At 69.9% G+C, this 25,761-nt stretch carries 27 protein-coding genes; 15 read left to right on the forward strand and 12 right to left on the reverse strand.

Features of this window, described 5'->3' with window-relative positions; translation table 11 throughout:
• The first annotated feature begins 332 nt into the window (after window positions 1-332).
• From Pph01_RS11590 to Pph01_RS11605, 4 genes are all read left to right on the forward strand, one after another.
• The gene (locus tag Pph01_RS11590) at window positions 333-1,004 is read left to right on the forward strand and encodes a ferritin-like fold-containing protein (RefSeq protein ID WP_204073018.1); all 672 of its coding nucleotides are present in this window, start codon (window positions 333-335) and stop codon (window positions 1,002-1,004) included.
• Window positions 1,005-1,073: 69 nt separating this feature from the next.
• A complete protein-coding gene (locus tag Pph01_RS11595; RefSeq protein WP_204073019.1) occupies window positions 1,074-1,421 on the forward strand; it encodes a VOC family protein in 348 nt (115 codons plus the stop codon).
• Window positions 1,422-1,433: 12 nt separating this feature from the next.
• Window positions 1,434-1,772 (forward strand): ArsR/SmtB family transcription factor, encoded by a 339-nt coding sequence (locus Pph01_RS11600; protein WP_239116609.1) that lies wholly within the window; start codon window positions 1,434-1,436, stop codon window positions 1,770-1,772.
• Between the two features lie 216 nt (window positions 1,773-1,988).
• A complete protein-coding gene (locus Pph01_RS11605; protein ID WP_204073020.1) occupies window positions 1,989-2,492 on the forward strand; it encodes an SRPBCC domain-containing protein in 504 nt (167 codons plus the stop codon).
• A gap of 52 nt (window positions 2,493-2,544) precedes the next feature.
• Here Pph01_RS11605 and Pph01_RS11610 read toward each other — a convergent pair whose 3' ends face one another.
• The 5 genes from Pph01_RS11610 to ligD (Pph01_RS11630) all read right to left on the reverse strand — a co-directional run bounded on the left by Pph01_RS11610 (window position 2,545) and on the right by ligD (Pph01_RS11630) (window position 5,652).
• A complete protein-coding gene (locus Pph01_RS11610) occupies window positions 2,545-2,775 on the reverse strand; it encodes a DUF3107 domain-containing protein (protein WP_204073021.1) in 231 nt (76 codons plus the stop codon).
• A gap of 95 nt (window positions 2,776-2,870) precedes the next feature.
• Window positions 2,871-3,491, reverse strand: coding sequence for a TetR/AcrR family transcriptional regulator (locus Pph01_RS11615; protein ID WP_239116610.1), 621 nt, complete (start codon window positions 3,489-3,491; stop codon window positions 2,871-2,873).
• Between the two features lie 66 nt (window positions 3,492-3,557).
• Complete coding sequence (locus Pph01_RS11620; protein WP_204073023.1) at window positions 3,558-3,761, reverse strand: Rv3202a family protein; 204 nt, start codon at window positions 3,759-3,761, stop codon at window positions 3,558-3,560.
• 44 nt (window positions 3,762-3,805) lie between these two features.
• Window positions 3,806-4,693, reverse strand: a complete 888-nt coding sequence (ligD, locus tag Pph01_RS11625) for a non-homologous end-joining DNA ligase (RefSeq protein ID WP_204073024.1) — start codon at window positions 4,691-4,693, stop codon at window positions 3,806-3,808.
• Complete coding sequence (gene ligD / locus Pph01_RS11630) at window positions 4,690-5,652, reverse strand: non-homologous end-joining DNA ligase (protein ID WP_204073025.1); 963 nt, start codon at window positions 5,650-5,652, stop codon at window positions 4,690-4,692. The genes ligD (Pph01_RS11625) and ligD (Pph01_RS11630) overlap by 4 nt, the downstream gene beginning before the upstream one ends.
• A gap of 76 nt (window positions 5,653-5,728) precedes the next feature.
• Here ligD (Pph01_RS11630) and ku point away from each other — a divergent pair, with 76 nt between their 5' ends.
• A complete protein-coding gene (ku, locus tag Pph01_RS11635) occupies window positions 5,729-6,646 on the forward strand; it encodes a non-homologous end joining protein Ku (RefSeq protein WP_204073026.1) in 918 nt (305 codons plus the stop codon).
• A 309-nt stretch (window positions 6,647-6,955) separates the two neighbouring features.
• Here ku and Pph01_RS11640 read toward each other — a convergent pair whose 3' ends face one another.
• The 5 genes from Pph01_RS11640 to Pph01_RS11660 form a co-directional block, all read right to left on the reverse strand.
• Window positions 6,956-7,273 carry a hypothetical protein gene (locus tag Pph01_RS11640; protein ID WP_204073027.1) on the reverse strand — a complete coding sequence of 106 codons (318 nt, stop codon included), beginning with the start codon at window positions 7,271-7,273 and terminating at the stop codon, window positions 6,956-6,958.
• Between the two features lie 667 nt (window positions 7,274-7,940).
• The gene (locus Pph01_RS11645; RefSeq protein ID WP_204073028.1) at window positions 7,941-8,180 is read right to left on the reverse strand and encodes a hypothetical protein; all 240 of its coding nucleotides are present in this window, start codon (window positions 8,178-8,180) and stop codon (window positions 7,941-7,943) included.
• 618 nt (window positions 8,181-8,798) lie between these two features.
• Window positions 8,799-9,200 carry a hypothetical protein gene (locus tag Pph01_RS11650; protein ID WP_204073029.1) on the reverse strand — a complete coding sequence of 134 codons (402 nt, stop codon included), beginning with the start codon at window positions 9,198-9,200 and terminating at the stop codon, window positions 8,799-8,801.
• 312 nt (window positions 9,201-9,512) lie between these two features.
• Window positions 9,513-9,896 (reverse strand): hypothetical protein, encoded by a 384-nt coding sequence (locus tag Pph01_RS11655; protein WP_204073030.1) that lies wholly within the window; start codon window positions 9,894-9,896, stop codon window positions 9,513-9,515.
• A gap of 295 nt (window positions 9,897-10,191) precedes the next feature.
• Entirely contained in the window at window positions 10,192-10,581 is a 390-nt protein-coding gene (locus Pph01_RS11660; protein ID WP_204073031.1) for a hypothetical protein, read from the reverse strand.
• A gap of 377 nt (window positions 10,582-10,958) precedes the next feature.
• Here Pph01_RS11660 and Pph01_RS11665 point away from each other — a divergent pair, with 377 nt between their 5' ends.
• Both Pph01_RS11665 and moeZ read left to right on the forward strand, forming a co-directional pair.
• Window positions 10,959-11,879, forward strand: coding sequence for an alpha/beta fold hydrolase (locus Pph01_RS11665; RefSeq protein ID WP_204073032.1), 921 nt, complete (start codon window positions 10,959-10,961; stop codon window positions 11,877-11,879).
• 98 nt (window positions 11,880-11,977) lie between these two features.
• On the forward strand, window positions 11,978-13,156 hold the full coding sequence (gene moeZ / locus Pph01_RS11670) for an adenylyltransferase/sulfurtransferase MoeZ (protein WP_204073033.1): 1,179 nt from the start codon (window positions 11,978-11,980) through the stop codon (window positions 13,154-13,156).
• 81 nt (window positions 13,157-13,237) lie between these two features.
• Here moeZ and Pph01_RS11675 read toward each other — a convergent pair whose 3' ends face one another.
• Complete coding sequence (locus tag Pph01_RS11675; RefSeq protein WP_204073034.1) at window positions 13,238-13,540, reverse strand: winged helix-turn-helix domain-containing protein; 303 nt, start codon at window positions 13,538-13,540, stop codon at window positions 13,238-13,240.
• Window positions 13,540-14,007 (reverse strand): hypothetical protein, encoded by a 468-nt coding sequence (locus Pph01_RS11680; protein WP_204073035.1) that lies wholly within the window; start codon window positions 14,005-14,007, stop codon window positions 13,540-13,542. The genes Pph01_RS11675 and Pph01_RS11680 overlap by 1 nt, the downstream gene beginning before the upstream one ends.
• Before the next feature lie 162 nt (window positions 14,008-14,169).
• Here Pph01_RS11680 and Pph01_RS11685 point away from each other — a divergent pair, with 162 nt between their 5' ends.
• The 8 genes from Pph01_RS11685 (at window position 14,170) to Pph01_RS11720 (ending at window position 25,755) form a co-directional block, all read left to right on the forward strand.
• Complete coding sequence (locus Pph01_RS11685; RefSeq protein ID WP_204073036.1) at window positions 14,170-14,889, forward strand: hypothetical protein; 720 nt, start codon at window positions 14,170-14,172, stop codon at window positions 14,887-14,889.
• Entirely contained in the window at window positions 14,883-16,133 is a 1,251-nt protein-coding gene (locus Pph01_RS11690; protein ID WP_239116611.1) for a S8 family serine peptidase, read from the forward strand. Before Pph01_RS11685 ends, Pph01_RS11690 begins: the two co-directional genes overlap by 7 nt.
• 9 nt (window positions 16,134-16,142) lie before the next feature.
• Window positions 16,143-17,018 (forward strand): hypothetical protein, encoded by an 876-nt coding sequence (locus Pph01_RS11695; RefSeq protein WP_204073038.1) that lies wholly within the window; start codon window positions 16,143-16,145, stop codon window positions 17,016-17,018.
• On the forward strand, window positions 17,012-18,181 hold the full coding sequence (locus Pph01_RS11700) for a S8 family serine peptidase (protein WP_204073039.1): 1,170 nt from the start codon (window positions 17,012-17,014) through the stop codon (window positions 18,179-18,181). Before Pph01_RS11695 ends, Pph01_RS11700 begins: the two co-directional genes overlap by 7 nt.
• Before the next feature lie 79 nt (window positions 18,182-18,260).
• Window positions 18,261-18,632 carry a hypothetical protein gene (locus tag Pph01_RS11705; protein ID WP_204073040.1) on the forward strand — a complete coding sequence of 124 codons (372 nt, stop codon included), beginning with the start codon at window positions 18,261-18,263 and terminating at the stop codon, window positions 18,630-18,632.
• Entirely contained in the window at window positions 18,620-18,940 is a 321-nt protein-coding gene (locus tag Pph01_RS11710) for an MGMT family protein (protein WP_204073041.1), read from the forward strand. The genes Pph01_RS11705 and Pph01_RS11710 overlap by 13 nt, the downstream gene beginning before the upstream one ends.
• 400 nt (window positions 18,941-19,340) lie before the next feature.
• Window positions 19,341-22,490: an ATP-dependent helicase gene (locus Pph01_RS11715; RefSeq protein ID WP_239116612.1), complete on the forward strand. Its 3,150-nt coding sequence runs from the start codon at window positions 19,341-19,343 to the stop codon at window positions 22,488-22,490.
• Window positions 22,491-22,509: 19 nt separating this feature from the next.
• On the forward strand, window positions 22,510-25,755 hold the full coding sequence (locus Pph01_RS11720) for an ATP-dependent helicase (RefSeq protein ID WP_204073043.1): 3,246 nt from the start codon (window positions 22,510-22,512) through the stop codon (window positions 25,753-25,755).
• Window positions 25,756-25,761 lie beyond the last annotated feature (6 nt).

A 25,761-nucleotide genomic window follows, 5' to 3' on the forward strand; every position in this document is an offset into this window, starting at 1 on the left:
CCCAGGTCTCGGAACGTCGTTGTCAGTGTGGCCTGCCTAAATCAGTGCGAAGGCGGCCTCCTGGCCATCCAGCCGGCAGATCTTTCCCGGTCCGGGTTCTCGTGGATCACGCCTTCGTCGTGATGAGCGACCGCCACATCCAATTACTGGGGGTCCCGGGGCCAGACCCCGGATCAACATAGTGCGGTCGCACTTTTCACAGAGCAGTCTACTCGATACCACAACGGGGAACCGATTTCTGTTTCTTCCGACCAATCGTCTCCATCGCACCAGTGAGGTGGAGGTGTCCGATGGGCTGATGGGACGTGACCTTGGCCACGTACGCTTCACCCATGACTGAATCCTCTCCCGGCCTCTCCTCCGGTGTCGTGGACCTTCTGGGCATGCTCGCGTACGCCGAGCTGACCGCGTTCCTCAAGCTGGCGGAGGACGCCGCCCTGCTGGCTCCGACCCTGAACGACAGGGCCGCGCTGGGCGACGTCGCGGCGACCGAGTACGGCCACTTCCGGGTGTTGCGCGACAAGTTGTCGTCGCTCGGGGTGGACCCGGAGGAGGCGATGGACCCGTTCGTGGACGCGATCGACGCCTGGCACGCGCAGACCAGGCCGAAGGACTGGCACGAGGCGTTGGTGAAGGCCTACGTCGGCACGGGCATCGCGGGGGACTTCTACCGCGAGGCCGCCCGCCACTCGGAGGAGCCCATCCGCCGGCTCGTCGACGACGTCCTGACCGACGAGGGCCGATCCGAGTTCGCGGTCGAGCGTGTGCGGGCGGCGATCGAGGCCGACCCCCGGTTGAGCGGCCGGCTGGCCCTGTGGGCCCGGCGCATGGTGGGAGAGGCGCTGAGCCAGGGGCAGCGGCTCGCCGCGGCGCGTCCCGAGCTGGCCGCGATGCTGGTGGGCGAGGAGGGGGAGGACCTCGCGGAGATCGGCAGGCTGTTCGCCCGGCTGACCGAGGAGCACGGCAGGCGCATGGCGGCGGTCGGCCTCACCACGAGCGGCTAAGCGTTAGTTGACACTTACGAAAGCGACGGCTAACTTTTCTGGAGACAGTTCCAGGAAAGGAGCACGACCATGGCTCGGCCAGTGGTTTTCTTCGACATCGCGACCGGCGACGCACCCTCCCTGTTCGGCTTCTACGCCGACCTGTTCGACTGGCGGATCGACGCGGACAACCCCATGGGGTACGGCATGGTCGACGCCGCGGAGGGCGGCATCCCCGGCGGCATCGGGACCGCGGGGGAGGGGGCGGCGAAGGGCGTGAGCATCGTGGTGGCCGTCGACGACGTCCAGGGACACCTGGACAGGGCAGAGGCGCTCGGCGGCAAGACCGTCGTGCCGCCGTACGAGGTCCCGGGGACGGGTACGCTCGCGGAGTTCACCGACCCCCAGGGCAACCGGATCGGGCTCTGGAAGCGCTGACAGGAGCGACGCATGACCGAGCCGATGGATGAGGCGCTGCGGGCGATAGCGGAGCCGCGCCGCCGCGCCATCCTGCGGCTCGTCGCGAACCAGGAGATGCCCGCCGGCCGGATCGCCGAACATTTCGAGGTGACCCGGCCCGCGGTCTCCCAGCACCTCCAGGTGCTGAAGGAGGCCGGCCTGCTGATCGAGCGGCGGGAGGGCACCAAACGGCTGTACCGGGCTCGGCGCGAGGGCCTCGCGCCGCTGCGGCGGTTCCTCGACGAGATGTGGGACGAGTCGCTGGACTTCGCGCGCAGGATCGCCGAGGCCGAACGCGGCGTGTCGGATCAGCGGTCGCAGGCGGGATGAGATGAGCCGGTCTGCTGATCCGGCGGCCAAATGGTTGTAGCGTGCGTGGCATGAGGGCCTCGCGCCGCTACGGCAGTTCCTTGACGAGATGTGGGCCGAATCGCTGGACCTCGCGCGCGGTGTTGCGCAGGGGAAGCGCGGGATGCCCGACTGTCGGCCAGAGGCGGGGTGACACTCACGGCGCCGACCTCACCCGCCGCCCCCGCGGATGCGGATATGGCCGGGGCTGAGCGCGAGGCCGTCCCCCCGATCCACAGGTCGGTGCTGGTGCGCAGCGACCGCGTTCACGTCTTCGACGTCTTCGTCCGCGAGATCGGGCAGTGGTGGCCGACGTCGTCCCACTCGCTGGGCGACGCCGAGGTCGTGGCCGTCACCGTCGAGCGGCACGTCGGCGGCCGGGTGTACGAGACGGACGCGGACGGCACGGAGTGCTCCTGGGGAAAGGTTCTGATCTGGGAACCGCCGGAACGGTTCGCCATGACCTGGGAGTCCACCCGCTACGAGCACGGCGCGCCGGAAAGGCGGCTGTCGCCCGAGGGGGCGGTGACCGAGGTCGAGCTGCGATTCCTGGCGCTCGGGCCCGCACTGACCCGTGTGGAGCTGGAGCACCGTGGCTGGGAACGCCTCTCGCCCGACCTCGCCCGCCGCTATCCCGGCAGTTACACCGCGGGGTGGAGCCTCATCCTGGACCGCATGGTGGCCTATGCCGAAGGCCGTTAGTCACGCGGTCGCGCCGATCAAATGGGTTCAGCCGGTCACCGGGACCGGCCGGTCACAGGGTTCCGCCGAAGCCGATCGTCCGCTGCTCGTCCTCGCCGATCTCGACGAATCCGAGGGACTGGACGGGGACGACCACGCGGCGGCCCTTGGTGTCGGTGAGTGAGAAGACGCCCTTGTCGGCGGCGAGCGCCTTGCGGAGCTCCTCCTCGATTTGGTCGGCCGACAGGTCGGTCTCCACAATGATCTCTCGGTGCACCGACTGAACGCCGATCTTGATTTCCATCGGGCTCCCCTTTCAGAGGGCTGGTGATACCCATCGTCGTCGCCTCGCGGCGTGGTGAGCCCTTTGATCGCGTCAAGCGAACAGGATTTTCGCCGTCAGCCGCTCATGGGGAAGCCGCTGATGCCGCGCCACGCGAGCCGGGCCATCAACTGGGTGGCCGCGTCCTTGGGGATCGAGCCCTGGCTGCTCAGCCAGTAGCGGGCGCTGACCTCGGCCATGCCGACCAGGCCGACGCCGAGCAGGTGGGCCTCGTCGCTGGAGCAGCCGGTGTCCTCCTGGATGACCTGGCTGATCGCCTCGGCGCTCTCCCTGAGGGACCGCTCGATGCGCTGGCGAACGGGGGCCGCGTTGCGCAGGTCGGACTCGAAGACGAGCCGGAAGGCCTCTCCCTGGCTGGAGACGAAGTCGAAGAACGCGCCGATGGCGGCCTGGACCCGCTGCTTGTTGTCGGTGGTGGAGGCCAGGGCCTCACGGCAGCGGCTCACCACGTCGTCGACGTGGAGGTCCAGCAGGGCCAGGTAGAGCTCCAGCTTGCCCGGGAAGTGCTGGTAGAGGACCGGCTTGCTGACGCCGGCGCGCTCGGCGATCTCGTCCATCGCGGCCGCGTGGTAGCCGTTCTCCACGAAGACTTCCTGGGCGGCGCTCAACAGTTGGCGGCGGCGGGCCATCCGGGGCAGCCGGGTGCCCCGGGGCTTGGCGTCCGGGGGTGTGGTCACGGCAGTCTCCTTGATACGAGGGGCCTCGCCGCCCCAGCGTCCCATCCTACGGGGCGGGTAGCCAGGTCAGCGATATTCCTCATCGTCGCCGACGTCCACCGCGCGCTCCTGTTCCGCGACGTCCGCGGGGTCGGCGTCGAAGGGGACGTGCTCGGGCCAGCGGTCCTCCCCGGATGACTGGGCCAGCTGGTGCTGCTCCACGGCGTCCGCCTCCGGAGCCTCGATTGAGAGCTCATCGGCGACGTCGTCGAGGGAGTCCATCTCGGACATGTGCACGTCCTCTCATCAGAGGGTCTGCTGCGACATTTCCCACACTACGGCGCGGATTCCGAGGACCCGAAGAGGTCGCCGTGCTCCTCCACGCGCGCCAGCGCCTCGGCGGCGGTGAACACCAGCTGATCGGGCTCGTCACATTTGTCGACCTCGTCCCATAACAAGGGGGTCGACACGGTGGGCAGGCGGTTCGCCCGCAGGGAATAGGGCGCCACCGTGGTCTTGGCCGGGTTGTTCTGGCTCCAGTCGATGAAGACCCGGCCGGGGCGGATTTTGCGGGCCATCACGCTCGTCACCAGGGGATGGGCGCTCTCCAGGCGTTGCGCGAGCGCCTTCGCGTATTCGGTGGTGCCGGGGCCGCGGTCCCAGCGCGCGTAGAGCTGCATGCCCTTGTTGCCGCTGGTCTTGGGGAAGCATTCCAGCCCGTCCCGCTCGAGCTCGTCGCGGATCAGGACGGCGACCCGGCAGCACTCGACGATCGTCGCCGGGGCGCCGGGGTCCAGGTCGAACACGAGCGTGTCGGGCGGCAGCGGGGCCCCTTCGGCGTCCACCCGCCACATCGGGACGTGGAACTCGATGGCCGCCAGGTTCGCGTAATAGACCAGTGAGGCCAGGTCGTCGACGACCGAGAAATCGATCTTCTCGCGGTTCATCGTGCTGCCCGGCACGGGAAGGGTCACTCTGCGGACCCATTTCGGCGTGTGCGCGGGCGCGTTCTTCTCGAAGAACGACTGGCCCTCGACCCCGTTGGGAAACCGTTTCACGGTCAGCGGCCGGCCGCGGAGATGAGGCAGCATGACCGGAGCGATCCGGGTGTAGTAGTCGATGACCTCGGCCTTGGCGAAGCCGACGGCGGGATAGAGCACCTTGGACAGGTTGCTCAGGGAGAGCTCCCGGCCGTCGACCCGCACCAGCACCTTCTCCGTCACCCCTGCTCCTCTCGCCGTACGTCCGCGGGGACCCTGTCCGTTCTGACGCCGCGCCACACGGGATGGCGCAGGCGCCCCTCCAGCGTCCACATCGTGAAGGCGACCTCGCCGACGATCTCGGGCCTGACCCAGCGCGCGTCCCTGCCGATCTCCCGCGGGAGCGCCGCGGAGAAGGCGCTTCGTTCGATTTCGAGGGGCTTCAGCAGCCGGTACACGTCATCCAGCATCGCATCGGTGAACCCGGTGCCGACATGGCCGACGAAGAGGAACTCCTTCGGACCCGGGGACGGTCCCGCGTACATGCCGAGGAGCAGGGAGCCGACGCCGCCCTCGCGGCGGCCCTTGCCGGGCCGCCAGCCGCCGATCACGACGTCCGCGGTGTCGAGGTTCTTGACCTTCACCCACCACTCCGCCCGCCGCCCCGGCCGGTACGGCGAGTCGAGCCGCTTGGCCACGACGCCCTCGAGGCCCTGCATGCGGGTCGCCTCCAGCACGTCGGGGTCGCAGGGAAGGTACGGCGGAGCCTCGAGGCCGAGCGAGTCCAGCAGTTCCCTCCGGTCGCGGTAGGGCAGGTCGAACAGCGCGTGGCCGTCCAGGTAGAGCAGGTCGAAGGGCATGTAGGTGACGGGCACGAGGGACAGGAGCCCGGCGGCCGCCGGGTCGGCCACGTGCATGCGCCGCTGGAGCAGTTCGAAGCTGGGGCGTCCGAGTGTGTCGAAGGCGACGACCTCGCCGTCGAGGACGGCGCTGCGCCCGGCGAGGGGGGCGACGACTCGGGCGATCTCGGGGTATCGGGACGTGCAGTCGGTGCCCTTGCGGCCGGTGGCGCGGACACCGCCGTCGACGTAGACGATCGCGCGGACGCCGTCCCACTTCACCTCCAGGGCATACGCGGAACGATCGAGGGGGAGTTCGCCGGCGACCGCGAGCATGGGCTCGACCGGATACGGCATTGCCATAGTGGGTACCTGCCCATGAGGTAAGTCCCTTGAATCCCCCATGGTGGTATTCGAACACAGAGACGAGAATGTGGTTATGCGCAGCATCTGGAAAGGCGCCATCTCGTTCGGACTGGTCACCATCCCTGTGAAGCTGTACTCGGCGACCGAGCAGAAGGACGTCGCCTTCCACCAGGTGCATCGGACGGACGGCGGGCGCATCAAGTACCGGCGGGTCTGCACCGTGGACGGCGAGGAGGTGCCGTACTCCGACATCGCCAAGGGATACGAGCTGGCCACGGGCGAGATCGTGGTGCTGACCGACGAGGACTTCGCCGACCTGCCGCTTTCCACCTCGCGGCGGATCGACGTACTGCAGTTCAGCCCCGCCGAGCAGATCGACCCGATCTACTTCGCCAAGTCCTACTACCTCGAGCCCGACGCCCAGGGGGCCAAGCCGTACGTGCTGCTCCGCGACGCGCTGGAGCGGTCCGGGCAGGTGGCGATCGTGAAGGTGGCGCTGCGCCAGCGGGAGGCTCTCGCGACGCTCCGGGTCCGTGAGGGGATCTTCGTGCTGGAGACGATGCTCTGGCCGGACGAGGTGCGCGAGGTCGAGTTCCCGTTCCTGGAGGAGGACGTCGACGTCCGGCCCCAGGAGCTCAAGATGGCCGAGTCCCTGATCGAGACCATGGTCGCCGACTTCGACCCCGGTGAGTATCGCGACGCCTATCGGGAGGCGCTCCAGCAGGTCATCGAGGCCAAGATCGAGGGGAAGGAGGTCGTCGCCGCCGAGGCTCCGGTCGAGGCCGGGCCGGCGGTCGACCTGATGGCCGCGCTGCGCGCCAGCGTCGAGGCCGCGAAGAAGGAGCGGGAGGGGGGCCGGGAGGCGCCTGCCGCCAAGAAGAAGGCTTCAGGTTCGGGGAAGGCCTCTGGCACGGGGAAGGCGGGGGAGAAGTCCGCCGAGAGCGCCGAGGAGAAGGCGCCCGCGAAGCGGAGGACCCGCCGCTCGGCCTGAGCGGGGAATCCCCCTCCCGGGCCGGCTCTGACCCGGTCCCGCCGCGTGGCCTCGTCGCGCGGTGTCGCTGTGCGTTGTCGTGCCTTCTTGCTGTGCCTCTTGCTGTGCCGCGTCTCGCTGTGAGGGCTCCGGTGGAGGTGATCCACCGGAGCCCTCGCCTCTACGCCCCTGGAGAAAGGGCTCCAGTTTCCGCTGAGAAGCGGCCCACGAGAGGTCGATGCGTCATGAGACCAGGTGTCCGTGTCCGGGCGCCCTGGTCTCCCCACCCCTCAGCTCGGGGCGCGGAGCTCATCGCGAAGGGCCGCTCGGTCAGCCGATGACGACGTCGTTGCCGCGCGCGTTGCGGTCCAGGCGGACGTTGTTGAACGTGCGGTGGTTGCTGTTGTGAATGCGCATGCGGTTGTGGCCGCAGCGCCAGAAGCCGCGGTGGCAGCCGCCGCCGCCGCAGCGGTTGCCGCCCCGCCAGAAGCCGCGGCCGCCGCCGCAGCCGCCGCCGCCCCAGCTGGCGATCGTGGCGGTGCTGGCGCTCGCGGTCGTGGTGGTGGTGGCGGCGCCGAGCGCGACGGCCCCACCGGTCAGCGCCGTGCTGATCGCGAGCCCTGCGATGACGTTCTTGTACTTGGGCATTGCGTGTCCCCCTTGAAAGGATTCGATTGCCCTTAATGGGCGCATTTTCGTCCGTTACAGAAAATGCCCCAGCTAGTCCCTAATGGACTATCTTTCGTACGATGCGTTAATTACCGGGGAACTCGCCCCACAAACGACGATTGGGCGCTTTTGGTGGCTTATTGTCTCTTTATAACCAAGCATAGACCGTTAATGACGTTTTTGTCCTGAAATGTCCGATTCGAATAGGCCGGTCGGAGGGGCTCCGCACCACGGGCCCGCCACTTCCGTCAGGAGGGAAGGCGGGTGAACGCGATACGCGAGGCTCAGTGGCTCGCTGAGTCATTCGTGCAGCTCCAATGGCATTCCGGGAGCAGGATGTCCCTCTTCGTCCCCTGAGGGCGCTGGGGACGCCTGGGCGGCGCAGCGGCATTCGCGCGGGTGGGCCAGGGTTCACGCGAAAAAGCGAGAGCTCCGGTGGATTTCTCATCCACCGGAGCTCTCGCCTCTGTGTGCCTGGGATCGAGCTCGGATATTTGATTGAAAGCCGTTCCGCGAGGCCGCGTCAGTGAGGCCGTCGCTTCACCGCTATATCGTGAATCGATATCAAATGATCCGGGCGAACACGGGCGTGCCGCTCACGGGCTCGTCAGTGTCGTCGCCGAAGCTGATCCCGAACGCGCTCGGCTTAGCGGTCCCACCGGTTGTTGTCGAACTTGTGGCAGTCCTTGTCGAACTCCGAGAAGTTGACGAAGGCCTTGCCGGCGCCGACGGTGAAGTTGGTGAAGTCCTCGTCCTGGAAGCAGTGACGGTCGTTGTCCCAGCCGGTGGTGGCGGCGCTCGCGGAGGTGGCGCCCAGCGCGATGGCACCGCCGGCAAGCGCCGTGCTGATGGCGAGACCGGCCATGACGTTCTTGAGCTTGGGCATTGGGTGTCCCCCTTGAAAGGATCGGTTGCCCTTATTTGCGACAATTTCTGAAACGAGAAACAATGTCGCTGATAGCCACTTAAGCGGCTATCGTCCTGCGCTGTCTAGATTTCCAGCATTGGCACCCTACAAACGACTATCTGGTGCCTTTAAGTGCTTATTGGCAGGCTGTGAACGGCCTTAGACTAATTGCGGTAGATATGTCGCTTATGTCCGATTTGAAGTCGCGATGATGGGGTGGGGATGCACGCCGGAAGTCGCGATGAGGGGCCAGAGACCCTCACCGGCGGTCGCGATGAGGGGCCGGGGACGCGGACCGTGGGGAGGGCCGGAGGCCGGAAACAAAGAGAGGGCTCCGCGGACGATGCCGCGGAGCCCTCGCTCGTTGTGTCGGAATATGGAGTGCACTCCCTGGACCTATGACGCGACCAGGGAAGGCGATGCGGACAGAAGGCACCTGGATTGCGGTTCCAGATCCATGCGGTCACGTACGGCCGGACCGGCCGCCGTGTCCTCTCCCGGGTTTGGCCCGTCCCGGCTGGCCGAGCTTCATGAGAATCATGAGGTCCCTGCCGGCGCGGGATCGATTTCCTGCCGGATGTGCGTCGGACGACCGGGCTACGGCTGAGCCATCGGAGCGGGCGTGCCGTAGCCGTGCTTCTGGTTCTCGCTCTCGGCCTCGGCCTTCGCCTGCGAGTCGGTGTCCTGCTTCTGCTGCGGGAACGCCTGGTTGTCCGACTTTTGGAAAGGGGTGATGATCAGCGTGAAGTCGCGCAGCAGGTGCTGACGCTGGTGCTGGTGCTCACGCGCGTGCTGCCACTCGCGGTTGTGGTTCCAGTTGCGGTTGTGGTTGCGGTGCCCGCGACCCCAGCCGCCGCCGCCGCAGCCGCCGCCGCCGCAGCCCATGACGGTGGTGGCGCTCGCGGACGTGGTGGTGACAGCGGTCCCGAGAGCGACGGCTCCACCGGTCAGCGCGGTGCTGACGGCGAGGATCCCCACGAGGTTGCTCAACTTGGACATTTTCGTTTCCCTCCGGATGAAACTGATCCCTTGCTGCGGTGTTCTCCGCGTTGTGAGAACTTCCGGGCCGGAAGTGCGAGGACTCCGGCGCAGTGGTGAGGGATTCCGATCGATCCGCCGTCCATGAGAGGACGGACGGATGGATGGACGCGGTGACCCGGAACGCCCCTGAGGTGCCTGCGCTCGCTCAGTGACCGCGGCTCCTCATGGGAACCGAGATGTCAGCGAGCACGGCATCTTTTGGTGAAGGCCCCTTGGCCGGGCGGTGCGGGCACCTTCCCTCGCGGACCTGGATCGAGGCGTGGACCTAGATCACTCGAACTCGGACTCGGCCTTTGCCTGGGAGTCGTCGTCCTGCCTCTGCCAGGGCTGCGCGTCGTTCTCGGACTTCTGGAACGGCGTCACGACCAGGGTGAAGTCACGCAGCAGGTGCTGGCGCTGGAACTCGAGCTGGCGAGCGTGCTGACGCTGACGGTTGTGGTTCCAGTTGTGGTTGCGGTTGTGCTGACGCTCCTCGCGGAAGCAGACCTGCTTGTGGCACACCGGCCGCGAGACGGAGACCGGAGCCGGAGCCGGGGCGGGAACGCCGCCCATGACGACAGACGCGCTCGCGGCGGTGGTGCCGAGAACGAGAGCGCCACCGGTCAGCGCGGCGCTGGCGGCGAGAACGCCCATGATGTTGCTGAGCTTGGACATTTCGATTTCCCCTTGATGAATGCGGTTGCCCGCTACGCGAAGACGCCTCACGCCTTTGTGGGCGCTTCGTCGTGGCGGGGTCACAAGAATGCGGTGTGAGCAGAAAAACAGGCGGTCGTGCTTGTTTCATGCGGCGAATCCGCCGGTGATGATGCGCTTTCGGCTGCGCCCGTGCCCGCCGGGCGTACATGGTTCCCGGAAACGGGGAACCCGGCATCGGCGAGCACGGGCATGCTTCCTTCTGTGCTCACGTTCCGACCATCAGGTCGGGACGTCCGCGCGATTCGGCGACGTACTAGCCGGCCACGGGAGCGCGCGTGCCGTAGTACGGGTCCTCCTGCTCCGCCTCGGCCTTGGACTCGGACTCGTTGTCCTGCCTCTGCCACGGGGTGGCGTCGTTGTCGCTCTTCTGGAACGGCGTCACGACCAGGGTGAAGTCACGCAGCAGGTGCTGACGCTGGAACTGGTGCTGACGCTCGTGCTGCCGCTGGTGGTTGCGGTTCCAGTTCCGGTTGTGGTTCCGGTGGCCACGGCCCCAGCCGCCGCCGCCGCAGCCGCCGCCGCAGCCCATGACGGTGGTGGCGCTCGCGGTGCCGGCGGTGACAGCGGTGCCGAGGGCGACGGCCCCGCCGGTCAGCGCGGCGCTGATGGCGAGAACCCCGACGAGGCTCTTGAAGTTGGGCATTTCATTTCCCCCTTGGAAGGACTTGCGTCCTATGCGCTGACATTCTCCAAATAACTTGGAAAATGGTCTTCTGCTGACCCTTGGTGGGTCATCCCTGCATTGTCTTGTTTTCCGCGCCCACCGGAGCGACAAACGGCGATCGGAGGCTTTTGCCATCCGCTTATCTCTTTATTGACGACGTTGAACCATTTCTGATCATTTTCATCTGAAATGTCATTTATGTCGGATTTGAAATGCACCGATATGAGCGATATTTGCTGCTTTGTTCGCTGCTAATCCCGGCGCGTCCCGCTGGCCGTCCATGCAGAGTGGGACCCATGGCCTTGCCGTACGACAGGCGGCTATCGTCGAAACAGAAGACGAACAGGGGAGGACGCGTGGGTGTCGAACCGATTCCGTCGTGGCCGGGAGAGCTCGTCGAGGCGGGCGATACCCGGCTCCATGTGAGGTCCACGCCCGCGGGGCCCAGAGAGACCGCGGTGTTCGTCCACGGTCTGGCCGGATCGGCCACCAACTGGACCGATCTCATGGGCGAGCTCGCGGGTGAGGTCAGGGGACACGCCGTCGACCTGCCGGGAGCCGGCTACTCGCCCGAGCCGCCGGACGGCGACTATTCGGTGGACCGCCACGTGAACGCCGTGGTCGGGGTGATCGAGCACGTCGGCGGCCCGGTCCACCTGTTCGGCAATTCCATGGGCGGGGCGATCTCCGTCCGGGTGGCCGCGACGCGGCCCGACCTCGTCAGGTCGCTGACGCTGATCTCACCGGCCCTGCCGGACCTGCTGCCCCGCTTCGGCCCGGCCAGGGTGGCCACGTCGGCCATCCCGCGTGTGGGCGAGATCGCGATCAGGAAGCTCAACGGGATCCCCGTCGGCAGGCGGGTCCAGGCGACCCTCAGCTGGTGTTACGCCGACAGGAGCCGAGTCCACCCCCAGCGGCTCCGGGAGGCGGAGGAGGAACTGCTCCGCCGTGACGGCCTGCCGTACGCGGCGGCGGCGATGGTGGGGTGCGCCCGGGCGATCGTGAACGAGTACTTCCGCGTCGGACCCGGCAATCTGTGGCGCCAGGCGGCCCAGGTCACCGCGCCCACGCTCGTCATCTACGGCCGCAGAGACCGGCTCGTCGACCCCCGGATGGCCGTCCGCGCGGGTCGTGCGTTCCGGAACGTCCGGCTCGTCACCTTGGCCCACGCGGCGCACGTCGCGCAGATGGAATTCCCCGAGGCCGTCGCCAGGGAGGCGCGCCGGCTCATCGCCGAGGCGGCCGCTCCGCGACTGTCCGCTCTTCGGACAGCATGATTGGGGAATGCGGGATACCCCGGTTAGGTTGTGAGAAGAGCTTGTGATGGGCCCATGGTGCCGAGCGCGACCATTGGCGCGAAAACGGGAGTGGAACTGTGTCGTTGCCACCGCTGGTAGAGCCGGCAGCTGAGCTGACGGTCGACGAGGTGCGCCGCTACTCACGCCACCTGATCATCCCTGACGTGGGCATGGCGGGGCAGAAGCGGCTCAAGAACGCCAAGGTCCTGTGTGTGGGCGCGGGCGGCCTGGGTTCGCCTGCGCTGCTTTACCTGGCCGCGGCCGGGGTGGGAACCCTCGGCATCGTCGACTTCGACATCGTGGACGAGTCGAACCTGCAGCGCCAGGTCATCCATGGCCAGTCCGACGTCGGCCGCCTCAAGGCCGAGTCGGCCGCGGCCAGCGTCCGCGAGGTCAACCCCAACGTCAACGTGGTGATCCACAATGTGGCCCTCACCACGGACAACGTGATGGACATCTTCTCGGGCTACGACCTGATCGTGGACGGGACGGACAACTTCGCCACCCGCTACATGGTGAACGACGCGGCCGTCCTCCTCGGCAAGCCGTACGTCTGGGGCTCGATCTACCGGTTCGACGGCCAGGCGAGCGTGTTCTGGTCCGAGCACGGCCCCTGCTACCGCTGCCTCTACCCGGAGCCCCCGCCTCCCGGCATGGTCCCCAGCTGCGCCGAGGGCGGCGTCCTCGGGGTCCTGTGCGCCTCGATCGGCTCCATCCAGGTCAACGAGGCCATCAAGCTCATCACCGGCATCGGCGAGCCGCTCGTCGGCCGCCTGATGATCTACGACGCGCTGGAGATGAAGTACCGCGACGTCAAGGTCCGCAAGGACCCGGAGTGCCCGCTGTGCGGCAAGAACCCCACGATCACCGAGCTGATCGACTATGAGGCGTTCTGCGGCACGATCTCCGACGAGGCCCAGCAGGCCGCGGCCGGCTCGACCATCACGGCGGCCGAGCTCAAGGAGATGCAGGACCGGGGCGACAACATCTACCTGATCGACGTCCGCGAGCAGAACGAGTACGAGATCGTCAACATCCCCGGCGCGGTGCTGATCCCCAAGGGCGAGTTCCTGAACGGATCCGCACTGGAGGGCCTGCCGCAGGACAAGAAGATCGTCGTGCACTGCAAGTCCGGCGGCCGCTCGGCCGAGGTCCTCGCCGTGCTCAAGAACGCCGGTTTCGCCGACGCCGTCCACGTCGGCGGTGGCGTCCTGAGCTGGATCAAGACCATCGATCCGAGCCTCCCCACCTACTGATCGCGTTTCGCCGATCGACGTACGGCTGTCGTCCCGCTCAGCGGGGCGGCAGCCGTACCGCGTTCAGGCGGCGATGAGCGGTCAGCCGGGCAGAACCGTCAACCCGCTCGGGGAGACGATCTTCTGCAGGTTCCGCACGTAGTCCGCGAACGCCGAGCGGCCCTGCTCGGTGAGGCTGAACCAGGTCCGGGGGCGCTTGCCGACGTAGCCCTTGCGGATCCGCACATAACCGGCGGTCTCCAGCGCGCTCGCGTGCTTGGAGAGCACCGAGTCGCTGACGCCGAGCGTGTCCCGCACGAAGCCGAACTCGGCCTCCTCCGCCGCCGCCAGCACCGACACGATCTGCAGCCGCGTGGGGGCGTGGATCACGGGATCGAGCTCCATCACGGCCCTCTCTCGATGTTGCGGGCGATCCTCCGGGAGATCCCGCGTGCGACGAGGGGCCCGGTCGCCGCCATGAAGACGGTCATGACGAGGGCGGCGTACGTCCGAGCGTAGGCGATCTCGGCCGCCTGCAGCCGCAGGGCCAGGACGAGGCACAGGACGACGCACGCGGCGAGCCACACGCCGAACAGCACGAACTCGCCGGGCGACAGGAGGCTCCTGTGGGCCGTCATCCTGCGGGTCTTGACGAAGACGGCCACCAGCGCGCCGAGCGCGGCGACGAGCAGGACGCCGAGGGCGCCGGCGACGGGGACGGGCATGCCCGGCTCGGTGACGAACTGGATCCCGGTCACGAAGAGGGCGACTCCCACCACGTACCACGTCGGAAACCAGGGTTGCGATCGCACGGCCCTGGTCTGCGTGTCTCTGATGGTCGCGAGACTCCTTGCGGCTTCGTCGGCGTTCACGGGGGGCTCCTCGGGCCGTGGTAGTCATGTACTTTCCACTAGGGAAAGTACTTTTCGCTTTCCATAGCGTCAAGTACTTTCCGGCCTATTTCAGGAGATAGCCACCCGTGGGTGGGGTTAAGGTCGCTTGGTGAAAACCGCAGCGAGGGGAGCGGAGACCCGGTGAGTGAATGGCGGAGCCGGTCGGCCCTCGTCGTCGCCTCAGTGCTCACTCTGGTCTGCGCGGTCGTCGCGGGCATCGCGGCCAACTCGGCGGTCGCCGAGCTCACCCGAGGCCCCAACGCGGACGAGGTACGGCAGGCCGCGGCGGCCGAGGTCGCCGGACGCTGGCAGGCATGGCCGGCCGGCCGGATCTTCCCCGCCACTTTGGAATACACGGACGAGCAGGGCGGCAAGGAGAAGGCCCGCCGGGTCGGAATCTCGTCCGGGACCGACTGCAAGGCCGCTGTGGACGCCTCGCTCCAGGTGGCGGTCAGAAAGGCGGGGTGCAGGGCGATCCTGCGGGCGACGTATCTGGACGCCCTCCAGGGCATGGTCGTCACGATCGGGGTCGCGGCCTTTCCCGACACCCGGTCGGCTGACGCGGCGGAGAATGCGCTTCCCGGGAACGGGAAACCGTCCCCGGGCCTGCGCGCCCTGGCCTTCAAGGGCACCGTGACCGACCGGTTCACCGCCACCGCCCGCCAGGCGGCCTCCCTGCGGCAGGCCGGGCCGTACGTCGTGCTGACCACGGCGGGCCAGGTGGACGGACGGCCCGCCCGCGCGCTGGGCAAGCAGCGCCCGGCGATGTTCTCGTTCACGGAGGACCTGTCCGAGGGCGTCGCCGACGCCCTGACCGTCCCGTCACCTCTCGAATGCGGAGGCAGGGAGTCGCCGTGCTGAGACGACTGGCGCTCGGGACCGTCACCGCCCTCGCCGCGGCGGGGCTCCTGCTCACCGGCACGACCGGTACGGCTCTCGCGGACGGGGTCCGTACGAGCCAGCAGCCGGTGATGCGGACGCTCGACGTGGCGGACGCCTGGAAGATCACCCAGGGGCGGGGGGTGACGGTCGCCGTCCTCGACTCCGGGGTCGACTCGCGGCACCACGACCTGGCCGGATCGGTGATCACCGGCAAGGATTTCACTGCCGGCGCGACCCCGCGCGGGACCGCGCAGGTGCGGCTGCACGGCACCTACATGGCGTCGCTGATCGCGGGCCACGGGCACGGCCCGGGAGCGGCCGACGGAGTCATGGGGGTCGCGCCGCAGTCGAAGATCCTCTCCATCCGGGTGATCCTCGAGGACGAGGAGGCGGGCTTCCGGAAGTTCAACTCCGACCCGCGCTACGCGGGCGTGGTCGCCCAGGGCATCCGGTACGCCGTGGACCACGGGGCCGACGTGATCAACCTGTCGATCTCCAAGGACCGGCCGACGGAGGCCGAGCGGGAGGCCATCCGCTACGCGATCTCCAAGGGGGTCGTCCTGGTAGCGGCGGCGGGCAACGACGGCACGGGCAAGCAGACCGCCCCGTACTCCTACCCGGCCGCGATACCCGGCGTGATCTCGGTGGCCGCCGTCACCCCGGCGCTGATCCGCGCCTCGTTCTCCAACCGGAACTCCTCGGTCCTCGTGGCGGCGCCCGGCGTCGACGTCCTGGGCGCGGGCCCGGGCGACGAGTACTGGGTGGGCCGGGGAACCTCGCAGGCCACCGCACTGGTCTCCGGGGTGGCTGCGCTGATCAAGGCGCGCCACCCGGACATGTCGCCCGCCCTCGTGGCCCAGGCGCTGAGCTCGTCGCCGGCAGGGAAGACGGCCTACAACACGGGAACCGGCTTCGGCGTCGTCGACGCCTACCGGGCGCTGACCGTCGCGAACACCCTGGCCGGGCACCGGGCCACCGCGTCGGGCACGGGCGTGCAGGATCCGGCCCGCGCCGTCGGGAAGGGCACGCACGACACGCCCGTCGCCGTTCAGATCCGGCGCGACCAGCGGTCGATCGTGGTCTCCGGAGGCATCGCCCTCGCCGGGCTGGTCAGCGCGGCCGCCAGCCTGATCGTGCTGATCCTCCTCGTTCGCCGGGCACGACGAGAGGAACACGACGATCTCGCCATGTCGCCTCCTCAGCCCACGGGCCTTCCGACGTAGCATCGAATCATGTCGCCCGAGGAGTCCCGGACACCGCCCGGTGGTCGGCGTGGGCTGCCTCTGGGCTCGTCCGCAGGCCGGGTACGCGCGCGCCGCTGGCCCGCGTCCGGGAGACGGGCGACGGCGGCCCAGGCCGCGAAGGAGCAGGCGGAACTCAGGCGGGGCCTCAGGTTCCGCTCTCTTTTCCTGACGTTGATGGGCGTGGTGCTCGCCGTGGCGGCCCTGGACGTGCTGCTCGGCTCCGTCGGGCTCATCCAGGAGACGCGCTCGCGTCCCCTCACCGACGAGGAGCGGGCCCAGTACGCCGCACAGGACGTCGCGAGACGGTGGCACGCCTGGCCGGTCGGCATGGTCTTCCCCGAGGAGCTCCCGTACAACGGCCTCGGCCGGGCCACGCAGTACGCGCACCGCGTCGGCGTGGCCCCCGAGGAGGTCTGCACCACGACGGTCGACTCGCCCGTCGCCTCGGTCCTGCGCGAGCAGGGCTGCCGGACGATGTTGCGGGCCACCTATGTCGACCAGACCTCGACGTTCGCCATCACCGTGGGCGTGGCCGTACTGAGGGACGAGGACGCCCGGCTGGGCGCCGCCGCCAAGCTGCCCGTGGATGACCGGGTGGGCGTGCGTCCCGTGGCCTTCCCCGGCACGGTCACCGACACCTTCGGCGCCGCCCAGCGGCAGCGGACCGGCTGGGTGGGGGCGGGGCCGTACATCGTCTTCTCCACCGTCGGGTACACCGACGGCAGGACCCGCGACTCCGTGCCGATGGAGGAGCAGTTGAACAGCGAGATGTGGCCGGCGGCCGAGTCGATCGCCGGACGCATCGCGCGCGCCCTGGGTGAGCCGCCCGACGTCCCGCGCTGCACCCAGGGGAACGTGTGCTGAGGCCGATCGCGCTGTGCGCCGCCGTCGCGTGCGCCCTGCTGGCCGCGGGGCCGTTCCACGCCGCCCGCGCCGAGGCGCCGCCCGGCGCGGTCGAGGAGCGCTGGGCGCTGGACGCGATCAACACCGAGGAGGCGTGGAAGGTCACCAAGGGCGCAGGCGTGACCGTGGCCCTGCTGGGCGACGAGAAGCCGGACGCCGAGGTGGCCGAGCTCAGGGGAAGGGTCACGCAGGGCCCTGACCTGTCGGGGGCGCTGTTCGACGACTCCAAGGAGACGTCCACCGGCGACGTCACCGCCGCGGCGTCGCTGATCGCGGGCAGCGGCAGCCTGTCCGGGGTGGCGCCGGAGGCGCGGATCCTGTCCATCAGGGTCGCCACCGGCGAGCCCGATCTGGCCCCGGCCGATCCCCAGGGCGGAACGGGCGTGGCCCAGGACAGTCCCATGGCGCGCGGCATCCGCTACGCCGCCAACCACGGGGCGACGGTCATCTGCATCCCGATCGCCGGCTACGGGATCGACCGGGCGGACCGAGAGGCGGTCTCCTACGCACTGTCACGCGGGATCGTCCTGGTCGCCGCGGCGGGTGACGGCGGCCAGTCGGCCTACACCAGGCAGAACGGCACCTCCTACTGGCGCTTCCCCGCGGGCTATCCCGGTGTCGTCGGCGTGGGGAGCCTCGACCGGCAGGGCCGTAAGACCGCGTCGAGCAGCGACAACCTGTCGGTCCTCGTCGCCGCTCCCGGCGCCGACGTGCCCGTGGTCCTGCCCGGCGGCAAGCACGGCGTAGCGTCGGGAACCGGCGCGTCGAGTGCGCTCGTGGCGGGGATAGCCGCACTGATAAAGGCGAAATATCCGAACATGGCGCCCGAGCTCGTGTCGCGGGCCCTCAGCTCCACGTCCCACCCCAGCCCGAACGCCGGCTACGACGACAACGTCGGGTTCGGAGAGGTCGACGCGGGCGCGGCCGTGGCCAAGGCGGCCGAACTGGGGGGATACGCCCATGCGGCCCCGGTTCAGGATGATCTTCACTTCGGGAAGGGACCGTTGTCCGAAGCGCCGATGCGCCCGGGACCCGATCCGGTTAGGCTCTGGATCTACGGGATCGCCGCCCTCATCGGCCTTGGCGGGTTCTGCGGCGCGATCGTCGTCCTCAGCCGCAGGTGATCACATGTTGGCCGCCATTTGGCGGCGTTTCGGATTTCAGTGACAGGGCGAGGTCAAGTTTCGCTAAGGTCCATGCCTCATGGGGTACGAGTTGCGCGTGGAGCGTGCAGCACCGCTCGCCTACGCCGAACTCGCGAGCGTGATCTCGGCCGGCGCGGGATTCGAGCTGCGCGGGACGCAGGAGGCCGGCGAGCTCATCGCACGGCACGGTGACTCCGCGCATCACATCGCGACCTGGTCGGGCCGGTTGGTCGGCCGGCCGGCATCGGACTGGCAGGTGGCCCAGCTGGCCCGCCTCGCCGACATGCTCGGTGGATGGCTGGTCGGCGAGGACGGCGAGACCTACGGGCTGCGGAACGGCGTCGTCGAGCAGGTCAACGGCTCGGCGACCTACGAGTTCGGCAAGCTCGAGGAGATCATCGCCGCCGGGCCCACCGAATGGAGCAGCTGAACCGGCGGCGCGGCGAGCCCCCGCCGTACGCCGAGAGAGTGCTCGACCTGGTCGAGCGCATCCCCCGAGGCCGGGTCATGTCCTACGGGGACGTGGCGGAGTACCTCGGTGAGGGCGGACCGCGGCAGGTGGGCCGGGTCATGTCGACGTGGGGCGGCGCCGTCCCGTGGTGGCGCGTGATCAGAGCCGACGGCTCGGCCGCGCCCGGCCTCGAAAGCGAGTGCCTCGCCCGGTGGCGCGAGGAGGGCACCCCCCTCAGAGGAACCCGGGCGGACATGCGCCGAGCCCGCTGGGATGGAGGTGCTTAACTGCCTCGCCTTCGGCGAGGCAGGCTCGGGGCGCGGTGTTTGATTGCGCTCGCTCCGCTCACGCGGGCTCGGGGCGCCCTTGAGGCCGTGTCTTCCCTCGTCGTTCAGGGTCGCTCGTTCCTCGCTCCCCGCTCACTCCTCAGTCCAGACACGGCCGCGCCCCTCGCGTGACGGCTGGGCTCCGTTTTCTCGGTCCGGACACGGCTGCGGCCGCTCGGAGTGGTGAGGCTCACGCGCGGCCGTTGAATTGGGGATATTCGCCGGTCATGTCCGGCGTGTCGTGCGACGGACAGCGGCGACATCGCGCTGTACTGGTCAAGCGGGCACGATCTATCCCAGTGTTCTGATGGAATTCTGAGCTGTGAGTGGTCAGAAATACCGTTTGGTGCGCCGGGACGGGGTGAGCCGGACAGCTCCCGTCCTGGACGAGCGCCAAAGGGCCGTCGTCGAGCACGAGAGCGGCCCCCTGCTCGTGCTGGCCGGGCCGGGCACCGGAAAGACCACCACCATCGTGGAGACCGTCGTCGACCGCATCGAGCGGCGCGGCGTCGACCCCGAACGCGTCCTGGTCCTCACCTTCAGCCGCAAGGCCGCCGGCGAACTGCGTGAGCGCATCACCGGGCGGATGCGCAGGACCACCAGGACCCCGCTCGCCCTGACCTTCCACAGCTACGCGTACGCCCTGCTGCGCCGGGAGGCCGTGCTCGCGGGCGAGCCGCCTCCCCGCCTGCTGACCGGGCCCGAGCAGCTCCTGGAGATCCGCAGGCTCCTCCACGGCGAGCTGGAGGACGGAGCCGAGCACTGGCCGGACCGCATGCGTGAGCTCCTCAAGACCCGGGGATTCGCCGAGGAGTTGCGCGACTTCCTCTCGCGGGCGGCCGAGCGCGGCCTGGACGGCGACGCGCTGATCGAACTCGGCCGCACTCACGGCCGGGCCGACTGGGAGGCCGCGGGCCGGTTCTCCTACCGCTACCAGGATCGTTTCGACCTCGACCCCGTGCCGTCGATGGACTACGCGGAGCTGATCCGCGAGGCCGCGGGCCTGCTGACCGACGGAGAGGTCAGGCGGCGCGAGCGGGACGCCTACGACATCGTGCTCGTGGACGAGTACCAGGACACCGATCCGGCCCAGGAGTTCCTGCTCCGGCAACTCGCGGGCGACGGGCGTGACCTCATCGCGGTGGGCGACCCCGACCAGTCGATTTACGGCTTCCGCGGCGCCGACGTGCAGGGGATCCTCCGGTTCCCGGAGAGGTTCCGGACGGCGGGCGGCGACGAGGCCCCGGTCATCGCGCTCGGAGTCTGCCGCAGGAGCGGACCGGAGTTGCTGGAGGCGTCCCGCCGCGTCGCCTCCCGCCTGCCCGCGGGCGGCCACCGGGCGCTCGCGCCGCTCGCCGACGCCGAGCCGGGAGAGGTCTCGGTGCTGCTCGCAGACAGCGACAGCCAGGAGGCCGCCGTGGTGGCCGACACCCTCCGCCGGGCTCATCTCCTCGACGGCGTGCCCTGGTCCAGGATGGCCGTCCTCGTCCGCAGCGCCACTCGGCAGCTTCCCCTGCTGCGGCGGGCGCTGACGTCGGCGGGCGTGCCCGTCATCGTGGCGGGCGACGAGCTGCCGCTGGTCCAGGAGCCGGGTGTTCGGCCGCTGATCATGCTGCTGAAGGTCGCCGTCAGACCGTCCGACCTCGACGTCGCGACCGCGGAGGAGCTGCTGACCGGAGCCCTGGGCGGCACCGACATGATCGGCGTCCGCCGGTTGCGCCGGGCCCTGCGCGTCGCCGAGAACGAGGCCGCGGCCGCTGCGGAGGCGGCCGGCGAGGAGGGGCAGCCGGCTCTGCCGTTCACGGCCAGGTCGTCCGACGAGAAGCTCGTCGCCGCACTCAAGGACGTCCGCGAACTCGTCAACGTCGAACCCCACGTGGGCGCGCCGGCGGAACGGGTCGCGAGGCTCCTGAAGATCGCCCGCGACGCCGTACGGCACGGCCGCGGCGCGGAGGAAGCGCTCTGGGACGTCTGGCAGGCCAGCGGTCTCGCCGAGCGGTGGACGGAGACCAGCCTGTCCGGAGGGGCCAGGGGAGTCCAGGCCGACCGGGATCTCGACGGCGTCGTCGCGCTGTTCGACCACGCGGCCCGGTTCACCGACCGGCTGCCCAGTGCCGGCATCGAGGTGTTCCTCGACGACCTGACCTCCCAGGAGATCGCCGGGGACTCCCTCGCGGAGCAGGCCCCGGAGGGCGACGCCGTACGGATCCTCACCGCCCACCGGTCCAAGGGCCTGGAATGGGACGTGGTGGTGATCGCCGGGGTGCAGGAGGGCGTCTGGCCCGACCTGCGCCTACGGGGGTCGCTGCTCGGCGCCGAGGAACTCGTCGAGTTGTCCGCCGGGATCGCCCTCGACAGCACACAGGCGACGGCGGCGGCTCTGTCGTCCAAGCTGCTGGCCGAGGAGCGGCGGCTGTTCTACGTGGCCGCGACTCGCGCGCGGCGCAAGCTGGTGGTCACCGCCGTGGGCGGCGAGGACACCGACGAGCGCCCCTCGAGGTTCCTCACCGAGCTGCTGCCCGGCGGGGTCGAGGAGGCGACGGTCGACGACCGCGCCCGCTGGCTGAACATGTCCGCCCTGGTGGCGGATCTGCGGGCGGCCGTGTGCGACCTGACCAAACCGGAGGCGCTCCGCCGTGACGCGGCCGGGCACCTCGCCAGGCTGGCGCGGGCGGGGGTGCCCGGGGCGAGCCCGCGGGACTGGTACGCGATGACGCCGCTCTCCGACGACCGGCCCCTCGGCTGGCCGGACGACATCGTGCGCGTCTCGCCGTCGGCCGTGGAGAACTTCACCAAGTGCGGGCTGCGGTGGGTCCTGGAGACCGCGGTTGGCGCGGGGAGCGCCAGCGTGACCCAGAGCCTCGGCTCGGTCATCCACGCGATAGCCGTGCTGGCCGCGGAGGACGGCGCCGACCTCGTCGCACGGCTCGACGACGTCTGGGAGCAGTTCGACTTCGGCGGCGTCTGGTTCAACCGCAAACAGCGCAAGGTCGCCGAGCAGATGGTCGAGCGGTTCGTCCGGTGGCACGAGGAGAACCCCCGCGAACTCGTCGCGACAGAGGAGGCGTTCACGGCGGTGGTCGCCGAGGGCGTGCACATCAAGGGCCGCGTCGACCGGGTGGAGCGCGACGGCGACGGCCGGGCCGTGATCATCGACATCAAGACCGGCGCCTCCAAGCCGAAGGACGACGAGCTCGACCGGCACCCGCAACTCGGGGTGTACCAGCTCGCCACGCTGCTGGGGGCGTTCAAGCGGCACGGCCTCGTCGAGCCGGGGGGCGCCTCGCTCGTCCAGGTCGGCAAGGCGGCCGGAGTCACGGGAGCTGCCAAGGAGCAGGCGCAGGGGGCGCTGGGGGAGGACCCGCAGCCGCAGTGGGCCCAGGACCTGGTCGAGACCGTCGCCGCGGGGATGTCGGCCGAGGTCTTCGTCGCCAAGGTCAACGACGGTTGCCGGACGTGCGCCGCCAAGGTCGCCTGCCCGGTCAACGACAACGGGGGCCAGGTGTGCTGAGCCTCCGTACGATGGCCTGATGCTGAGCCCCGCGGAACTCGCCGCCAAGCTCGGCGTCCTTCCCCCCACCCCGGAGCAGGCCGCCGTCATCGACGCGCCCCTGGAGCCGGCCGTGGTCGTGGCGGGCGCGGGTTCCGGCAAGAGCGAGACCATGGCGGGGCGCGTGGTGTGGCTGGTGGCCAACGGCCTGGCACGGCCCGAGCAGATCCTGGGCCTCACCTTCACCAGGAAGGCCGCCGCGGAGCTGGCCGAACGCGTGCGCAAGCGGCTGAACGGGCTGGCGGCGGCCGGGCTGGTCGAGCCGGAACTGCTCGACGCGGAGCCGACCATCTCGACCTACCACGCCTACGCCGCCCGGCTGGTCACCGACCACGCGCTCCGCGAGGGGCTCGAGCCCACCATGCGGCTGGTCACGCCCGCCGTCTCGTGGCAGATGGCCGCGCGGGTCGTCGGGCAGTACGACGGCCCGATGGACAAGGTGGACCTCGGCCCGCCGAGCGTCACCGCCGCCGTGCTGGAACTGGCCGGGGAGATGGCCGAGCACCTGCGGACCCCGGGAGAGGTGCGCGAGGTCGGCGACTGGCTCCGCGACCGCCTCGCCGCCCTGCCGGGCAGGACGATCCTGGCCCAGCAGCGCCCGGTCAGGACCCAGGCCGTCAGGGAGCAGTTGCTGCCGCTCGTCGAGGCGTACGAACGGATGAAGCGCCGACGGGAGGTCATCGACTACGGCGACCAGATGGCGCTCGCGGCGCTGATCGCGTCACGGCACCCCGAGGTGGGGGTGTCGGAGCGGTCCCACTTCTCCGTCGTGCTGCTCGACGAGTACCAGGACACGAGCCACGCCCAGCTCGTCCTGCTCCGTGCGCTGTACAGCGGAGGCCACCCGGTGACGGCCGTGGGGGATCCCTGCCAGTCCATCTACGGCTGGCGCGGCGCGTCATCGGGCAACCTGTCCCGGTTCCCGCAGGACTTCCCGACGGCGCCGGGGGACCCGGCGCCCGTCCGCCGGCTGTCGGTCAGCTTCCGCAACGGTGAGCACGTGCTGGGGGTGGCCGCCGCGCTACAAGGGCCGCTGCGGCAGGAGGCCGCGCAGGTGCCCGTGCTCGTCCCCGGCGCGAACCGGGCCGGTCGCGGACGGGTGGTGTGCGCGTTCCACGAGACTGCGGAGACCGAGGCCGAATGGATCGCGGACGGTGTGGCCCGGACCATCGGGCTCGAAGGGGCGCCCGACGGGCTGCCCTGGGGGGAGGGCGAGCGCACCAGACGCGGTGCCGCCGTACAGCCACAGGACGTGGCGATCCTGGCCCGCAAGCGCTCGCAGTTCCCCGCCCTGCGCCGCGCGCTGGAGGCGCGGGGCATCCCGGTCGAGGTGGTCGGGCTCGGCGGCCTGCTCACCGTGCCCGAGGTGGCCGACATCGTCGCCACGCTGCGCGTGCTGTACGACCCCACGGCCGGGGACGCGCTGGTACGGCTGCTCGCCGGGCCCCGGTGGCGGATCGGCCCCGCCGACATGAAGGTCCTGGGCGACGTCGCCCGCGAGCTGAACAGCGAGTTCCACGGCGGGCCACGCCCCGACGACCCGCTCGAACAGGTCGTCGCCGACATGGCGGAGGAACGCGGCAGCCTGGTCGACGCCCTCGACGAACTCCCCGACCGGCCCGAGTGGCTGGAGGCGTTCTCGGCTCCGGCCCGGGTCCGGCTGCCCGCGCTCGCCCTCGAACTGCGCCACCTGAGATCCCACGCCGGGCAGCCGCTCCCCGACCTCATCAGCGAGGTCGAGCGGCGGCTCGGACTCGACATCGAGGTGGCGGCCAGGGGCGGGAGCCCGCTCGCCGCGCGGGCCGACCTGGACGCGTTCCTCGACGCCGCCTCCCGGTTCGCGGGCGACGCGGAGGACCCGACGCTCGGGGCCTTCCTCGCCTACCTCAAGGCCGCGGAGACCGAGGAGTTCGGGCTGGAGGCCGGGCGGGTCGGCGACACCAACAGCGTCAAGCTCATGACCGTCCACGCGTCCAAGGGCCTGGAGTGGCCGGTGGTCGTCGTCCCGGGACTGTCGCAGCTCACCACCCAGAAGGGCGGGCTGGCCCGGGGCAGCGTGTTCCCCGCCACGCCGGTGACGAACTCGCGGTGGACGGAGAACCCGCGCAAGCTGCCGTACCCGCTCCGCGGAGACACGGCGGATCTGCCCGTGCTGGCGGGCCTGGACAAGGAGGCGCTGGCGGACTTCGACGAGCGCTGCCGCGACCGGGACCTGATGGAGGAGCGGCGGCTGGCCTACGTCGCCGTGACCCGGGCGCACCACCTCCTGATCGCCTCCGGATACCGCTGGGGCGGTTCGACCAAGGCGCTGGAGCCGTCGGGTTTCCTCATGGAGATCCGGGAGGCCGGCGCCCAGGTCGCGTGGTGGGACGAAGGGACCAGTGAGGAGAACCCGCTGCTCGCCGAGCCCGCCGAGGCGATCTGGCCGTCTGTGTCCGTGCCGGAGCCGGTGCTGGACGGGGCACGCCTGGTGGAGGAGGCCCTGGCCGGCGAAGCCGGATCGGAGATCGCGGACGTGGCCGACATCAGGGAGTGGGACCGGGAACGGGCCAGAGCCTGGGCCCGGGACACCGACCTGCTCATCCGGGAACGTGAGGCCAACCGCCGGCGAGGCGGCGGCGCCGTGGACCTCCCCGCACGTCTGACGGTGTCGTCGCTGGTCACGCTGGCCTCGGATCCCGCGGCGTTCGCGCGTCAGGTGCGGCGTCCCGTGCCGCGCAAACCCGCGCCGCTCGCCCGCCGCGGCACGGCGTTCCACCGATGGCTGGAAACACGCTGGGGACAACAACGGCTCATCGACGACTTCGACCTGCCCGGAGCGTCCGACGAGCCGTCGGAGGCCGAGATCCAGCTCGCCGAGCTGCAGGAGCGGTTCGAGGAGAGCGAGTGGGCCGGGCGGGAGCCGCTGGATCTGGAGGTGCCGTTCGAGACGGTCATCGCCGATCGGCTGCTGCGGGGTCGCATGGACGCGGTCTTCCGGGAGGGCGACGGCTACGTGGTCGTCGACTGGAAGACCGGGGAGCGGCTCCACGGCAAGGCGGCGGAGACCGCGTCGGTCCAGTTGGCGGCCTACCGGCTGGCCTGGGCCTCCCTCGCCGACGTCCCGCTGGAGAAGGTCGGGGCGGCCTTCCACTACGTCCGGTCGAACGAGACGGTGCGGCCCGTCGACCTGCTCGGGGCCGACGGCCTCACCGCACTGGTCGACCGGATCCCGTCAGCGCGATAGCGCCGC

The sequence above is a fragment of the Planotetraspora phitsanulokensis genome (assembly GCF_016863295.1).
GTDB lineage: Bacteria > Actinomycetota > Actinomycetes > Streptosporangiales > Streptosporangiaceae > Planotetraspora > Planotetraspora phitsanulokensis.

What these genes read in the sequence shown, in the direction of transcription:
- Pph01_RS11590 (WP_204073018.1), top strand. Translation starts at nt 333, where the DNA reads ATGACTGAATCCTCTCCCGGCCTCTCCTCCGGTGTCGTGGACCTTCTG.
- Pph01_RS11595 (WP_204073019.1), top strand. Translation starts at nt 1,074, where the DNA reads ATGGCTCGGCCAGTGGTTTTCTTCGACATCGCGACCGGCGACGCACCC.
- Pph01_RS11600 (WP_239116609.1), top strand. Translation starts at nt 1,434, where the DNA reads ATGACCGAGCCGATGGATGAGGCGCTGCGGGCGATAGCGGAGCCGCGC.
- Pph01_RS11605 (WP_204073020.1), top strand. Translation starts at nt 1,989, where the DNA reads ATGGCCGGGGCTGAGCGCGAGGCCGTCCCCCCGATCCACAGGTCGGTG.
- Pph01_RS11610 (WP_204073021.1), bottom strand. Translation starts at nt 2,775, where the DNA reads ATGGAAATCAAGATCGGCGTTCAGTCGGTGCACCGAGAGATCATTGTG.
- Pph01_RS11620 (WP_204073023.1), bottom strand. Translation starts at nt 3,761, where the DNA reads ATGTCCGAGATGGACTCCCTCGACGACGTCGCCGATGAGCTCTCAATC.
- ligD (WP_204073025.1), bottom strand. Translation starts at nt 5,652, where the DNA reads ATGGCAATGCCGTATCCGGTCGAGCCCATGCTCGCGGTCGCCGGCGAA.
- ku (WP_204073026.1), top strand. Translation starts at nt 5,729, where the DNA reads ATGCGCAGCATCTGGAAAGGCGCCATCTCGTTCGGACTGGTCACCATC.
- Pph01_RS11640 (WP_204073027.1), bottom strand. Translation starts at nt 7,273, where the DNA reads ATGCCCAAGTACAAGAACGTCATCGCAGGGCTCGCGATCAGCACGGCG.
- Pph01_RS11645 (WP_204073028.1), bottom strand. Translation starts at nt 8,180, where the DNA reads ATGCCCAAGCTCAAGAACGTCATGGCCGGTCTCGCCATCAGCACGGCG.
- Pph01_RS11650 (WP_204073029.1), bottom strand. Translation starts at nt 9,200, where the DNA reads ATGTCCAAGTTGAGCAACCTCGTGGGGATCCTCGCCGTCAGCACCGCG.
- Pph01_RS11655 (WP_204073030.1), bottom strand. Translation starts at nt 9,896, where the DNA reads ATGTCCAAGCTCAGCAACATCATGGGCGTTCTCGCCGCCAGCGCCGCG.
- Pph01_RS11660 (WP_204073031.1), bottom strand. Translation starts at nt 10,581, where the DNA reads ATGCCCAACTTCAAGAGCCTCGTCGGGGTTCTCGCCATCAGCGCCGCG.
- Pph01_RS11675 (WP_204073034.1), bottom strand. Translation starts at nt 13,540, where the DNA reads ATGGAGCTCGATCCCGTGATCCACGCCCCCACGCGGCTGCAGATCGTG.
- Pph01_RS11695 (WP_204073038.1), top strand. Translation starts at nt 16,143, where the DNA reads ATGTCGCCCGAGGAGTCCCGGACACCGCCCGGTGGTCGGCGTGGGCTG.
- Pph01_RS11705 (WP_204073040.1), top strand. Translation starts at nt 18,261, where the DNA reads ATGGGGTACGAGTTGCGCGTGGAGCGTGCAGCACCGCTCGCCTACGCC.
- Pph01_RS11710 (WP_204073041.1), top strand. Translation starts at nt 18,620, where the DNA reads ATGGAGCAGCTGAACCGGCGGCGCGGCGAGCCCCCGCCGTACGCCGAG.
- Pph01_RS11720 (WP_204073043.1), top strand. Translation starts at nt 22,510, where the DNA reads ATGCTGAGCCCCGCGGAACTCGCCGCCAAGCTCGGCGTCCTTCCCCCC.